Source organism: Mycolicibacterium sp. HS_4_1 (genome assembly GCF_054515875.1).
In genome coordinates, this window is record NZ_CM137261.1 from 5343045 (window position 1) to 5356180 (window position 13136).

Sequence of the window (13136 nt, forward strand, 5' to 3'; positions counted from 1 at the left end):
GCAAGCCTAGGCTGGCAGGCATGTCTGCTGTGGAGCGAAGCGACGGGAATGCTCCCACGGTGGATCTCAATGCCGATCTCGGGGAGAGCTTCGGAATATGGCAGCTGGGTGACGACGACGCGATGCTCGATCTGGTCACCAGTGCCAACGTTGCCTGCGGCTTCCACGCCGGAGATCCCGCCGGGCTGCTGCGGGTGTGCCACGCGGCCGCCGAGCGCGGAGTGCGGATCGGCGCGCAGGTCGGCTACAGCGACCTGGCGGGCTTCGGCCGCCGCTACATCGACGTCGCCCCCGAGGACCTCACCGCCGACGTGATCTACCAGATCGGCGCACTACAGGCCCTTGCACAGGTCGCCGGGTCGGCCGTCAGCTACGTCAAACCCCATGGCGCCCTGTACAACACGATCGCCACCGACCACGTCCAGGCGCGGGCCGTGGCCGCCGCAGTGCACGCCGTCGACCCGGCACTACCGGTGCTGGGGCTGGCGGGTTCGGCATTCTTCACCGCCGCCGAGGAGCTCGGACTGCACACTGTGCCCGAGGCTTTCGCCGACCGCTCGTACCGCCCCGACGGCCAGCTGGTACCGCGCACGCAGCGCAATGCGGTGCTGCACAACGTTTCGACCATCGCCGATCGGGTGGCCTCCATGGTGACCGCCGGCCGCGTCGGCGCCGTCGACGGCTCGACCATCAAGGTCACCGTCAAATCGATCTGCGTACATGGTGATTCGCCTGGCGCCATCGACATCGCCCGCGCAGTCCGCGAACGCCTGACCGCTGAGAACGTACAGATCGAGGCCTTCTGCTGATGCGACTGAAACCAGGCCGGCCCGACCTCGCCTCATATGCGCACCATTTCGACCAGCCGGCGGCAACCGCTGACTCGCCGCTGACGGTCACCTGGGCCGGCGTCACCACCATGCTGGTCGCCGCGACCGATCCTGCCGGTTCGTCGTCAGCCCTATTGACCGACGGCTTCTTCTCCCGGCCGAGCCTGCTGTCGGTCGGACTGGGCCGGTTGAGCCCCGCACTACCACGTATTGATGGCTGCCTGCACCGGCTCGGCATCGACCGACTGGACGCGGTGCTGCCGGTGCACACCCATTTCGACCACGCCATGGACTCCGCGGCGGTCGCCGCGCGTACCGGGGCGAAACTCGTGGGTGGCACGTCGGCCGCCTACATCGGCCGCGGCGGCGGCCTCACCGACTCGCAGTTGACGGTTGCCGTCCCCGGTGAGTCGATGACGTTGGGCGCCTTCGACGTAACCCTGTTCACCGGCCACCACTGCCCGCCGGACCGATTCCCCGGAACCATCACCGCGCCGGTGGTGCCGCCGGTGCGAGCATCGGCGTACAAGTGCGGAGAGGCCTGGTCGACGCTGATCGTGCACCGCGTCAGTGGCCGCAGCCTGCTCGCCGTCGGCAGCGCCGGGTTCGTGCCCGGCGCCCTGGCCGGGCAGCGGGCCGACGTGGTGTACCTCGGGATCGGGCAGCTCGGGCTGCAGCCCGAGAAGTACCTCGTCGACTATTGGAAGGAGACGGTCCGCATGGTGAATGCGCGGCGCGTCATCTTGACCCACTGGGACGACTTCTTCCGGCCGCTGCATGAACCGCTGCGCGCGCTGCCCTACGTCGGCGACGACCTGGATGTCTCGATGCGGATACTGGGCCGACTTGCCGCCGAAGATGGCGTGCCGCTGCACCTTCCGACGCTCTGGCAACGCGCCGACCCCTGGCTGTGAACACCGCACTGCACGAGATCGGCAGACTGCTGCCGGTCGTCGGATTCCTGGCCGCGGTCCTGGTGCTCGCCAAACTGTGCGACGACGAGGGGCTTTTCCACGCCGCCGGCATCTACATGGCCCGGCACAGTTGGGGCGCAGGACAAGCTGAACATGCCAGGGCCCGACGGCTACTGACCACCGTGTTCCTCATCGCAGCCGGGACCACCGCGGTCCTGAGCCTCGACGCGACCGTCGTACTGCTGACGCCCGTCGTCCTGTCGACCGCACGCACGCTGGGGGTACCGGCGCGACCACACGGCTACGCCGCCGCCCACCTGGCCAACACCGCGTCGCTGCTGCTGCCGGTGTCGAATCTGACCAATCTGCTGGCCTTTTCGACGGCGGGCCTGAGTTTCACCAGGTTCACCGCGGCGATGACGCTGCCCTGGCTCTTGGCCGTCGCGGCCGAATATGTGCTGCTGCGCCTGCTCTTCCGGCGAGAACTGCGCATCGGCGCCGCGGACCGGGCGGCCCCTCCCCCACCGGAGGTGCCCTACTTCGTGCTGACCGTGCTGATCCTGACGCTCATCGGCTTCGGTGCGACATCGCTGCTCGGATTCGCTCCGGCGTGGGCGGCCTTCGCCGGTGCCGCCGTGCTGGCGGTGCGGGCGGTCGTGCGCGGCCGCGAGACCGTCATGGGCATCGTGCGGGCGGCCAACGTACCGTTCCTCCTCGCCGTCCTGGCGCTGGGCGTACTGGTGAGCGCGGTACTGGACCTCGGCCTGGGCCGCGCGGTGTCGCAGCTGTTGCCGCACGGCACCACACTGCCCGCTCTGCTCGGCATCGCTGCCGTCGCGGCGGTGCTGTCGAATGTGATCAACAACCTGCCCGCGGTGCTGGTGCTGCTGCCGCTCGTCGCGGCCGGCGGCCCGGTCGCGGTGCTGGCGGTACTCATCGGGGTGAACATCGGCCCCAATCTGACCTATCCGGGTTCGCTGTCGAACCTGTTGTGGCGCAAGGTGGTCCGCGAGCAGGTGCCCGCACCGGCGCGAGAGTTCACCGCCGCCGGTCTGGCCACGGTGCCTGTCACCCTGGTTCTGGCCGTGACCGGACTATGGTGGGGCTGTTCGCTGCTGGGGCTGCGATGAGCACCCTGAGGAAGGAACGGCGGCGCTGAATCAGCGCGGTTACCTGGGCGCGAACAACAATCGGACAGCGCACGTCGATTCGTGTTCCGGCGGTGTTGCCGCAAGCCGATCGGCCACATCGTCGGCAAGATGGACTGTCGTGGACGTGAGCCGTAGAACGCTGATCGTGGGAGGCACGTCGGCTCTCGTCGGCGCGGGTGTCGGAGCCGCCGCCGGCGGGTACGTCACGACCAAGCGCACCGGTCCGACGCTCTGGCAGCGCCCTGACCGCAACGGCGCACCATCGGTCACCGGATTGCACACCCAGTTCGGCGCCGACGCGTCCAGCGAGGTCGTGGTGTCCTGGCACACCGCAGTCGCAGTCAACAACCCTCGCGTCATGGTGGGCACTCCCGACGCCGGGGTCGGCAACGCCGTCGCAGCCGAGACCGTCACCTACCGGGATGCCACGTCCCGCAGCGAGATTCGTGTCCACCACGCACGGTTGACCGGACTCGCACCCGATACCGACTACGTCTACGCCGCCGTACACGACGGCGCCGGTCCAGAGCTGGGTTCAGTGCGTACCGCGCCGCGGGGCCGGGCACCTATCCGTTTCACCAGCTTCGGCGATCAGTCGACCCCCATGCTGGACGCCAAGGTGGCGGCATCCTTCGGCAGCGACCACGTCGGGTCCCCGGCCGCCGGTGACATCACGACCGCAGTGGAGCGGTTGGCCCCGCTGTTTCACCTGGTCAACGGCGACCTCTGCTACGCCAACCTCGCTCATGACCGGGTCCGCACCTGGTCGGAGTGGTTCGAGAACAACAGCCGCTCCGCGCGGCATCGACCGTGGATGCCGGCGCCGGGAAATCACGAGAACGAGCTGGGCAACGGCCCGATCGGCTACGGCGCCTACCAGGCCTACTTCGGGCTGCCGGATTCCGGTTCCGATCCCGAACTCCGCGGCCTGTGGTACGCCTTCACCGCCGGCTCGGTCCGCGTGGTCATCCTCGCCAACGACGACGTCTGCTACCAGGACGGCGGCAACTCATACGTGCGCGGCTATTCGGGTGGAGCCCAAAAGCGTTGGCTCGAACAAGAACTCGAACAAACCCGCAGAGACAAGGGCATCGACTGGGTGGTGGTGTGCATGCACCAGACGGCGGTTTCTACGGGCAACAAGACCAACGGCGCCGACCTGGGCATCCGGGAGAACTGGCTGCCCCTGTTCGACCGGTTCAACGTCGACCTCGTGGTCTGCGGGCACGAGCACCACTACGAACGTAGCCATGCGATTCACGGCACCTTGCCGACCGACACCTTGACACCGAAACCAGTTGAGGCACAACCCGATTTGATCGATACCAGCAAAGGCACGGTGCATCTGGTCATCGGCGGGGGCGGCACGTCGATTCCGTCGAACGCGATGCTGTTCCCCGAGCCGCGCTGCCGGGTGCTCATGTCCGCGGGAGAAGTGAATCCCAGTACCGGAAGGAAGACGCCGAACTACATCGAGGAAGCGGCACCCTGGTCCGTCTTCCGCGATCGGGACAACCCCTGCGGCTTCGTGGCTTTCGATGTCGACCCGGGCCAGCCTGGCGGCAACACGTCAATGGACGCCACGTATTACGCGGTGACTGGTCCGTTCGGCGAGGTGACAGCGGTCGACAAGTTCAGACTGACGCGGCCCCGCACCGACCGCTAATCCCTTCGCTGCCGGGCGATCTCGGCCAGCACCACACCGGCGGCCACCGACGCATTGAGCGACTCGGTAGGGCCCGCCATCGGGATGGAGACAATGTGGTCGCAGTTCTCCCGCACCAGGCGCGAGAGTCCCTTGCCCTCCGAACCCACCACGACAACCATCGGTCCAGACGCGTCCAGCTCGTCCAGGGTGGTGTCGCCGCCGGCGTCCAGCCCGACGATCGTCAGGCCCGCATCGGCCCAATCCTTCAGCGTCCGATTGAGATTCGTCGCCCGCGATACCGGCAGTCGGGCTGCCGCACCGGCACTGGTGCGCCAGGCCACCGCGCTGACCGAGGCCGAACGCCGCTGCGGGATCACCACGCCGTGCCCGCCGAACGCCGCCACCGAACGCACGATGGCGCCGAGGTTGCGCGGGTCCGAGATGTTGTCGAGCGCGACAAGCAGGGCCGGTGTGGAGTCGGCGGTGGCGGACTTCAGCAGATCGTCCGGGTACATGTACTGGTAGGGCGGCACCTGCAGTGCGATGCCCTGATGCATGCCATTGCTGGTGATGCGGTCCAGGTCGTGGCGCTGCACCTCCATGATCGCGATGCCGGCATCGGCGGCGCGCGTCACCGATTCGGTCAGCCGCTCATCGGCTTCCGTACCCAGCACCACGTAGAGCGCGGTGGCGGGCACGCCGGCCCGCAGGCATTCGACGACAGGGTTGCGGCCGACCACGACCTCGACGTCGTCCGTCTTCTTGTGCCGTCCCTGGTTCGATCGGGCAGCCTTCTGCGCAACTTTGTACGCCTTGTGGTTCGGGCGCTGTTCGGCACGCGGAGTCGCGCCCTTACCTTCGAGGCCGCGCCGACGCTGCCCGCCGGAGCCGACGGTCGGGCCCTTCTTGGTGCCCTCTTTACGAATAGCGCCGCGGCGCTGGGAGTTTCCAGCCATATGAATCAGGCCCCATCAGTCAGGGCCCACTGCGGGCCGTCAGCGGTATCGGTGACCTCGATGCCGGCCAGTTTCAGCTGGTCCCGGATCGCGTCGGCGGCGGCCCAGTCGCGGTTCTCGCGGGCCTCGGTGCGGCTCTTGAGCGCCCAATGCACCAGCGCATCAACGGCATTCAGGGCTGCCGACGTCTCGTCGCGAGTTTCCCAGCGCTCGTCGAGCGGATCGCAGCCCAGGATGCCCATCATGGCCCGAATCGACGTCGCCGCAGCCATCGCGCCGGCGTGGTCGCCGGCGTCCAGCGCCCGGTTGCCGTCGGCCCGGGTGGCGTGCACCTCGGCCAGTGCCGCGGGTACCGCCAGGTCGTCATCCAGTGCGGCCGCGAACTTCTCGGTCCAGGTGCCGACCTCGACGGCACCCACGCGGGTGCGGACCCGGTGCAGGAATTCCTCGATGCCGGTATAGGCCTTGGCCGCGTCCTGCAGCGAGTTCTCGGAGAACTCCAGCATGGACCGGTAGTGCGCGCTGCCCAGGTAGTAGCGCAGCTCGGCAGCCCGAACCCGTTGCAGCACAGCCGGAATTGCCAGCACATTGCCCAGCGACTTGCTCATCTTCTCGCCACCCATGGTGACCCAGCCGTTGTGCAGCCAGAAGCGCGCGAACTCGTCACCGCACGCGTTGGCCTGCGCCGTCTCGTTCTCGTGGTGCGGGAAGATCAGGTCCATACCGCCGGCGTGGATGTCGAATTCGGCGCCCAGGTACTCCTGGCACATGGCCACGCACTCCGTGTGCCAGCCCGGGCGCCCCCGGCCCCACGGCGTCGGCCACGACGGCTCACCGGGCTTGGCGCCCTTCCACAGGGTGAAGTCCCGCGGATCGCGCTTGCCGGTCGCCACACCCTCACCCTGGTGCACGTCGTCGATGCGGTGGCCCGAGAGCTTGCCGTAGTCGGGCTGGCTCAGCACGTCGAAGTAGACGTCACCGCCGGCATCCGGACCGGCCCAGTAGGCGTGTCCCCGAGCAATCAGCTTCTCGATGACCTCGACCATCTGGGTGATGTGTCCGGTCGCCCGCGGCTCGGCCGACGGCGGTAGCACGCCCAGCGCGTCGTATGCGGCGGTGAAGGCGCGTTCAAAGGTGGCGGCCCACTCCCACCAAGGCCGGCCGGCTTCGGCGGCCTTGCCCAGAATCTTGTCGTCGATATCGGTGACGTTCCGGATGAACGCGACGTCGTAGCCCTTGGCCGTCAGCCACCGCCGCAGCACGTCGAACGCGACGCCGCTGCGCACATGGCCGATGTGGGGCAGGCCCTGCACTGTTGCGCCGCACAGGTAGATGGATGCGTGCCCGGGCCGCACCGGGGTGAAGTCCCGCACGGCACCGGTCATGGTGTCGTAGAGCTGCAGGCCCTCAAGACGGTGTTCGGTCACGACGGGCCAGCTTACCGGCCTAATCGAGCGAGACCACCAGCGCCGTCGCAATCGCGGCCAGACCCTCGCCCCGTCCGGTGAGCCCTAGGCCGTCCGTGGTGGTCGCCGAAACGGAGACAGGAGCGTCCAGAAGCGCCGACAGCACGCGCTGGGCCTCTTCCCTGCGGGGAGCGATTTTCGGGCGATTGCCGATCACTTGGACCGCCGCATTGCCCACCCGGAAACCGGCAGCGGCAAGCAGCGTGGAGACATGTTTGAGCATGTCGGTGCCCGTCACGCCGCGCCATTCAGGACGATCGGTCCCGAAGACGCTGCCCAGGTCACCGAGGCCGGCCGCACTCAGCAGGGCATCACAGAGTGCGTGCGCGGCCACGTCGCCGTCGGAATGCCCGGCACAGCCGTCAGCGTCCTCGAACGACAAGCACAGCAGCCAACACGGCCGCCCTGCCTCGATGGGATGTACATCGGTACCGAGACCGATACGGAAGTTCACTGCTCCGTCGGGGATGGCGCTCAGGACGCCGCGGCGAGAACCTCGTCCAGGATGGTGGAGGCCTTCGCGTCATCGGTGTTCTCGGCCAGGGCCAGTTCACCGACGAGGATCTGACGAGCCTTGGCCAGCATGCGCTTCTCGCCGGCGGACAGGCCACGCTCCTGGTCGCGACGCCACAGGTCGCGAACAACCTCGGCGACCTTGTTCACGTCACCGGAGGCCAGCTTCTCCAGGTTCGCCTTGTAACGACGAGACCAGTTGGTCGGCTCCTCGGTGTGCGGGGCGCGCAGCACCTGGAAGACCTTGTCGAGGCCTTCCTGACCAACCACGTCGCGAACACCGACGTATTCAGCGTTTTCTGCGGGTACTCGAACGGTCAGATCGCCCTGCGCAACCTTGAGGACGAGATATTCTTTCTGCTCGCCTTTAATGGTCCGGGTTTCAATCGCCTCGATCAATGCTGCACCGTGGTGTGGGTAAACGACGGTGTCTCCGACCTTGAAAATCATCAGATTCGAGCCCCTTTCACATAGCAATGTTAGCACGGGCGTCAGACACCCGCGGATCAACAATGCAGGTCAGGGGCCATGCAGATGCACGAAAGGGGTTGACAGCGCAGCGTTTACGTGCAGTGGCGAGGGCCACAATACGGCCGAATTGCGCCCGATTCACGTCCCATTCACCGGTCGTTCCCAGCCGGAAATACGCTCGAACCAGGCCGATAGCAGGCCTCCGCTACCGCCGTCCATCGCCACCTACTACTCTGCATAGTCGAACGCCGGACCAGTCCGGGGAGCACAGCAGGACAGAGCTGTAGACATATCCGAGGCCGTCACGCGCATCGCCGCTGGCGCCCAAGCAGGAGGCTTGAGTGAACCGCATGAAATCGCGCACTTCTGCCGTCACGCTGGCCGCCTTCGGGCTGGCCACCGCGGTGACGCTCACCGGCTGCAGCAGCGGCCAGGTCTCACAGAGCGCGAACCAGCTGCCTGCGGTCAACGGCACCGCCACCACCATCGGCAACGACAAGGCCGGCGTGGACCTGCGCAACGTGTACCTGCGCGCACCCCAGACCCGCGACTTCGTCAAGCCCGGCACCATGGTCGAGCTGCTGTTCGTCGCGACCAACAAGTCGCTCGAGAACCCCGACAAGCTCGTCGGCATCAGCTCTGACGCCGGTGAGGTGATGATCAACGGCGGCACCACGGTGCCCGCGGGCGGTGTGCTGCTGGTCGGCACCCCGGACGGCCAGAAGCAGACCCTGCCGCGGTCCGAGGACGCCACGACCTCCATCGCGATGGTGGCGCTGACCAAGCCCATCAGCAACGGCCTGAACTACAACTTCACGTTCAAGTTCCAGAATGCCGGCGAGAAGACCATCGCCGTCCCGATCTCCGCCGGCGACGCCCCGCGTCGCGAGGCCGGTGACGCTGCGGCGGCACCTGCCGCCGGCGAGGGACATCACTGAGCCGCTCCGCTGCGCCTGCCAGATTCTGAGTTCCTAACGGATGTCAAGCGATGTGTTGGCTCGTAGGGTGATTGGTGGCGGGCCTGGATGTTGGAGCGCTTGGCGACTCCTGTGACTCCTGGCCCGCCCCTTGGTTGCGGCGGTCGCGCATACGTTGGTGCCGGATGTTGTCTCGGCGGCGCGGCTCAATCTGGTAGCGCTCTTTAACGAGCACGCGGCCCTGAGCTTCGGTGATCGGGGTGCCGTCGATATCGCGCAGGGCGTAGGGCTGGCCGGTGCGCATGCACGTGGTGATCCTGGTGACCAGCAGGGTGGCCAGGTGGCAGATCGCGGAGTCGTGGTGGCGGTCGCCGGCCATCAGTCGCTGGTATTTCGCCGCGATTTGCGGGTCGATCTTGCGGGCTTGATCGGCTGCGGTGCAGAGCATTTCGCGCAGCAGCGGGTCGCCGGCCTTGGTGATCGAGGATTCGACCTTGCTCACCCCGGACTGGCTGACCTTGGGGACCAGTCCGGTATAGGCGCGGACCGCCGCCAGTGAGGTGAATCGGTGCGGATCACCGATCCGCCCAGCGATCACGGCGCTGATGACCGGTCCGACGCCGGGAGCAGAGGCAACGATGCCATCGGGGTCGGCCTCGGCGTAAAGGTTCGCGACTCGTTCGTCGATCTGCTTGATTTGCCGAGTTAAAAACAGCGCCTGTTCGGCTTCATGTGCGATGTCTTCGGACAATTCCGCGAAGTTCATCCCGTCCGAACCCCACAGCACGAGGGTTTCCTTGGCCGCGGCGATAAGGCCGGCGGCGTGGTCGCTGCGTCACGCGCCACGGGACCGGGCGATCAAGAACCTGCTCAGACGTCCGCGACCCAGCCGGAGCACCGCATGCGGATCGGCGTAACGGGCCAGGAACTCCAACGCCGCGATGCCGTAATTCGAACCGAGCACCGCATACCAATCCGGCCCGAGGAGCTCGACGAGTGCATCGAGTCGGGCGTAGACGGCGACTCGGCGTTTGACCATGGTGGAGCGCTGTTTGACCAAGCGCCGCAACGGGTCTGCTGGTCCCTGGCCGGAATACTCACGCAGGCCTTCGGGATGTAAAAGTGGCAGCCGGGCCAGCAACTCGGAGTCGATCCGATCGTTCTTGGTGTGCTTGGAGTAGTACTTGCGCAGATCCGCTGATTGGGTGGTGGGAACCATCACCACTCGGGCCCCGCGGCGGCGGAACCACTCCGCCACCACGATCCACGCGTTGCGGGTCGGCTCAACCACGACCGTCAGATCACCCGGATCAGCGAGGTTCAGGTCATCCCACAACCGTTCCAGCTCCGCCGGTCGGGTTGAGAACTTGCGGCCACGCCACACCGTGATTCCGTCGCGGGCCAGCGTCCCTTGGTGCGCCGCCCGCACTGCCACGTCGATACCCAACGTCAATGCCATCGTCGTTTTGCTCCTGTCAGCCCGATCCTGTCTTCCCAGGTGACTGACCATCGCGGCCACGGCCCAGACATTCTCTAAGCAGGAGTCCCACCCTCAGGCTGGCTCCAAGTTCCCGAACAAGGACACCGCTCGACCAGGCACCGAGCCCGCGGGCGGCCACTCAGACGTCAGGGATCACCGGGTGTCCCGGTCGGTGCCTCGACCTGCCCACGGACTCACTCAAAGGCTAAATGTCGGTGCCGACGACTAAGTTCGCGGCATGGCCAGAACCGGTTCGAAAGTACGTTCGCAGTTTCGGTGCTCGGAATGCCAGCACACAACGGCTAAATGGGTGGGCCGCTGCCCCGACTGCGGCACCTGGGGCACGGTCACCGAAGTCGCGGTTCTGAACTCGCTGACGCCCGCAACACACCGGGCCGTCGCACCCGCCTCCCCTGCCGTGCCGATCAGCTCGATCGATCCGGGCACCACCAGGCACTTCCACACCGGGATCAGCGAATTGGACCGCGTGCTGGGCGGCGGCGTCGTGCCGGGGTCGGTGACGCTGCTGGCCGGCGATCCCGGCGTCGGCAAGTCGACGCTGCTACTCGAGGTCGCACACCGCTGGGCCATGTCCGGCCGCCGGGCGCTCTATCTGTCCGGCGAGGAATCGGCCGGACAGATCCGGCTGCGGGCCGAACGCACCGGCTGCACGCACGACGACGTCTACCTGGCTGCCGAGTCAGACCTGCAGACCGCGCTCGGCCACATCGAGGCGGTCCAGCCCACGTTGGTCGTGGTGGATTCGGTGCAGACCATGTCCACCGCCGAGGCCGAGGGCGTCACCGGCGGCGTGACGCAGGTCCGCGCCGTCACCACCGCGCTCACCATGGCCGCCAAAACCACGGGCATCGCCATGGTCCTCGTCGGCCACGTCACCAAGGACGGCGCCATCGCCGGGCCGCGCTCGCTGGAGCACCTGGTCGACGTGGTGCTGCACTTCGAAGGTGACCGCGCTTCGGCGCTGCGCATGGTCCGCGGCGTCAAGAACCGCTTCGGCGCGGCCGACGAGGTCGGCTGTTTCATGTTGCACGACAACGGAATCGAATGCGTCGCCGACCCGTCGGGACTCTTCCTCGACCAGCGGCCGGCCCCGGTGTCCGGCACCGCGGTGACGGTCAGCCTGGACGGCAAGCGGCCACTGATCGGCGAGGTGCAAGCCCTGATCGGCTCGCCCTCGGCCGGATCACCGCGCCGCGCGGTCAGCGGCATCGACTCGGCCCGTGCCGCCATGATCACCGCGGTGCTGGAGAAGCGGGCACGGCTGCCGGTCGGCAGCAACGACATCTACCTGTCCACGGTGGGTGGCATGCGGTTGACCGATCCCTCATCGGATCTGGCGGTCGCATTGGCCATCGCGTCGGCGTACACCGATCTGCCGCTGCCGGCCACCGCGATCGCGATCGGCGAGGTGGGCCTGGCCGGCGATCTGCGCCGGGTCACCGGTATGGACCGCCGGCTTGCCGAGGCCGCCCGACTCGGCTTCACGACAGCGGTGGTGCCCACCGGAATCGAGTCGCCGCCGCGAGGTCTTCGGGTACTCCCGGCGGACAACATCACCGCGGCGTTGCGGGTGTTGCGCAAGATCACAGAGAATGTGGACCGGACCGGGTAGAGCCCGGCCGGAAAACCACCGAGGAGTACACCGATGTCGGTGAAAGCAGCGAACCGCGCCGGGCGGGGCAACGTCGTGCACCTGGCCCGACCGACATTGCGCGAGACGTTGGGCAAGCTGGCGCCCGGCACCCCCCTGCGGGACGGGCTGGAGCGCATCCTGCGCGGCCGTACCGGTGGGCTGATCGTGCTGGGCTACGACGACAGTGTCGAGTCCATCTGTGACGGCGGCTTCCCGCTGGACGTCCGCTTCGCGCCGACCCGGCTGCGGGAGCTGTCGAAGATGGACGGCGCCGTGGTGCTCTCGAGCGATCTCACCCGAATCCTGCGGGCCAACGTCCAGCTGGTGCCCGATCCCTCCATCCCCACCGATGAATCCGGTACCCGGCACCGGTCCGCCGAGCGCGCGGCCATCCAGACCGGTTTCCCGGTGGTGTCGGTCAGCCATTCGATGAGCATCGTGACGGTGTACGTGGCCGGTGAGCGGCACGTCGTCCCGGAATCGGCCACCATCCTGTCCCGCGCCAACCAGACCATCGCCACGCTGGAGCGGTACAAGTTCCGCCTCGACGAGGTCAGCAAGCAGCTGTCGATGGCCGAGATCGAGGACTTCGTGACGCTGCGGGACGTCATGACCGTCGTGCAGCGCATGGAGATGGTCCGCCGGATCAGCCTCGAGATCGACGCCGACGTCGTCGAGCTCGGTACCGACGGGCGTCAGCTCAAGCTGCAGCTCGACGAACTCGTCGGCGACAACGATGCCGCTCGCGAACTGATCGTCCGTGACTACCACGCCAACCCCGACCCGCCGACCGCCGACCAGGTGACCGCCACGCTCGAGGAGCTCGACGCACTGAGCGACAATGAACTGCTCGACTTCACTACGCTCGCAAGGGTTTTCGGCTATCCGTCGACTGCCGAGGCGCAGGATTCGGCGATGAGTTCACGGGGCTACCGGGCCATGGCCGGCATCCCTCGCCTGCAGTTCGCGCATGTCGATCTGTTGGTGCGCTCGTTCGGATCGTTGCAGGGCCTGCTGGCCGCCAGCTCCGACGACCTGCAGTCGGTGGAAGGTATCGGGTCCATGTGGGCCCGCCACATCCGCGAGGGTTTGTCGTTGCTCGCCGAGTCGACTATCGCCGACCGCTTGGCCTGAGC

At 67.3% G+C, this 13136-nt stretch carries 10 protein-coding genes and 2 pseudogenes; 7 read left to right on the forward strand and 5 right to left on the reverse strand.

Annotated elements, in window-relative coordinates:
* Nucleotides 1–20: 20 nt before the first annotated feature.
* From ACX12F_RS25925 to ACX12F_RS25940, 4 genes and pseudogenes are all read left to right on the forward strand, one after another.
* Nucleotides 21–809 (forward strand): LamB/YcsF family protein, encoded by a 789-nt coding sequence (locus ACX12F_RS25925; protein ID WP_459367126.1) that lies wholly within the window; start codon nt 21–23, stop codon nt 807–809.
* Nucleotides 809–1744, forward strand: coding sequence for an MBL fold metallo-hydrolase (locus ACX12F_RS25930; RefSeq protein WP_459367127.1), 936 nt, complete (start codon nt 809–811; stop codon nt 1742–1744). Before ACX12F_RS25925 ends, ACX12F_RS25930 begins: the two co-directional genes overlap by 1 nt.
* Nucleotides 1735–2874, forward strand: a pseudogene (locus tag ACX12F_RS25935) (SLC13 family permease); the annotation flags it as partial. The gene ACX12F_RS25930 and the pseudogene ACX12F_RS25935, both read left to right, overlap by 10 nt.
* Before the next feature lie 139 nt (nt 2875–3013).
* Nucleotides 3014–4561: a purple acid phosphatase family protein gene (locus ACX12F_RS25940; RefSeq protein ID WP_459367128.1), complete on the forward strand. Its 1548-nt coding sequence runs from the start codon at nt 3014–3016 to the stop codon at nt 4559–4561.
* On the opposite strand, the gene rlmB is transcribed toward ACX12F_RS25940, so the two are convergent.
* From rlmB to carD, 4 genes are all read right to left on the reverse strand, one after another.
* Complete coding sequence (gene rlmB, locus ACX12F_RS25945) at nt 4558–5499, reverse strand: 23S rRNA (guanosine(2251)-2'-O)-methyltransferase RlmB (RefSeq protein WP_459367129.1); 942 nt, start codon at nt 5497–5499, stop codon at nt 4558–4560. The two genes, ACX12F_RS25940 and rlmB, sit on opposite strands and share 4 nt — an antisense overlap.
* 5 nt (nt 5500–5504) lie before the next feature.
* On the reverse strand, nt 5505–6884 hold the full coding sequence (gene cysS, locus ACX12F_RS25950) for a cysteine--tRNA ligase (protein WP_459370510.1): 1380 nt from the start codon (nt 6882–6884) through the stop codon (nt 5505–5507).
* 61 nt (nt 6885–6945) lie between these two features.
* Entirely contained in the window at nt 6946–7419 is a 474-nt protein-coding gene (gene ispF, locus ACX12F_RS25955; RefSeq protein ID WP_459367130.1) for a 2-C-methyl-D-erythritol 2,4-cyclodiphosphate synthase, read from the reverse strand.
* 20 nt (nt 7420–7439) lie between these two features.
* Entirely contained in the window at nt 7440–7928 is a 489-nt protein-coding gene (carD, locus tag ACX12F_RS25960) for an RNA polymerase-binding transcription factor CarD (protein WP_043400059.1), read from the reverse strand.
* Between the two features lie 371 nt (nt 7929–8299).
* Here carD and ACX12F_RS25965 point away from each other — a divergent pair, with 371 nt between their 5' ends.
* Nucleotides 8300–8887, forward strand: coding sequence for a copper chaperone PCu(A)C domain-containing protein (locus ACX12F_RS25965; protein WP_459367131.1), 588 nt, complete (start codon nt 8300–8302; stop codon nt 8885–8887).
* A 43-nt stretch (nt 8888–8930) separates the two neighbouring features.
* Here ACX12F_RS25965 and ACX12F_RS25970 read toward each other — a convergent pair.
* Nucleotides 8931–10325, reverse strand: a pseudogene (locus ACX12F_RS25970) (IS110 family RNA-guided transposase).
* A 259-nt stretch (nt 10326–10584) separates the two neighbouring features.
* Between ACX12F_RS25970 and radA the strand changes: the two are divergent.
* Nucleotides 10585–11979 (forward strand): DNA repair protein RadA, encoded by a 1395-nt coding sequence (gene radA, locus ACX12F_RS25975; RefSeq protein WP_459367132.1) that lies wholly within the window; start codon nt 10585–10587, stop codon nt 11977–11979.
* 33 nt (nt 11980–12012) lie between these two features.
* Nucleotides 12013–13134 carry a DNA integrity scanning diadenylate cyclase DisA gene (gene disA, locus ACX12F_RS25980; protein ID WP_459367133.1) on the forward strand — a complete coding sequence of 374 codons (1122 nt, stop codon included), beginning with the start codon at nt 12013–12015 and terminating at the stop codon, nt 13132–13134.
* Nucleotides 13135–13136: the final 2 nt, after the last annotated feature.

Excerpts from the sequence above, each read along its gene's own strand:
- ACX12F_RS25925 (WP_459367126.1), top strand. The coding sequence starts at position 21 with ATGTCTGCTGTGGAGCGAAGCGACGGGAATGCTCCCACGGTGGATCTC.
- ACX12F_RS25930 (WP_459367127.1), top strand. The coding sequence starts at position 809 with ATGCGACTGAAACCAGGCCGGCCCGACCTCGCCTCATATGCGCACCAT.
- rlmB (WP_459367129.1), bottom strand. The coding sequence starts at position 5,499 with ATGGCTGGAAACTCCCAGCGCCGCGGCGCTATTCGTAAAGAGGGCACC.
- cysS (WP_459370510.1), bottom strand. The coding sequence starts at position 6,884 with ATGACCGGTGCCGTGCGGGACTTCACCCCGGTGCGGCCCGGGCACGCA.
- carD (WP_043400059.1), bottom strand. The coding sequence starts at position 7,928 with ATGATTTTCAAGGTCGGAGACACCGTCGTTTACCCACACCACGGTGCA.
- ACX12F_RS25965 (WP_459367131.1), top strand. The coding sequence starts at position 8,300 with ATGAAATCGCGCACTTCTGCCGTCACGCTGGCCGCCTTCGGGCTGGCC.
- radA (WP_459367132.1), top strand. The coding sequence starts at position 10,585 with ATGGCCAGAACCGGTTCGAAAGTACGTTCGCAGTTTCGGTGCTCGGAA.
- disA (WP_459367133.1), top strand. The coding sequence starts at position 12,013 with ATGTCGGTGAAAGCAGCGAACCGCGCCGGGCGGGGCAACGTCGTGCAC.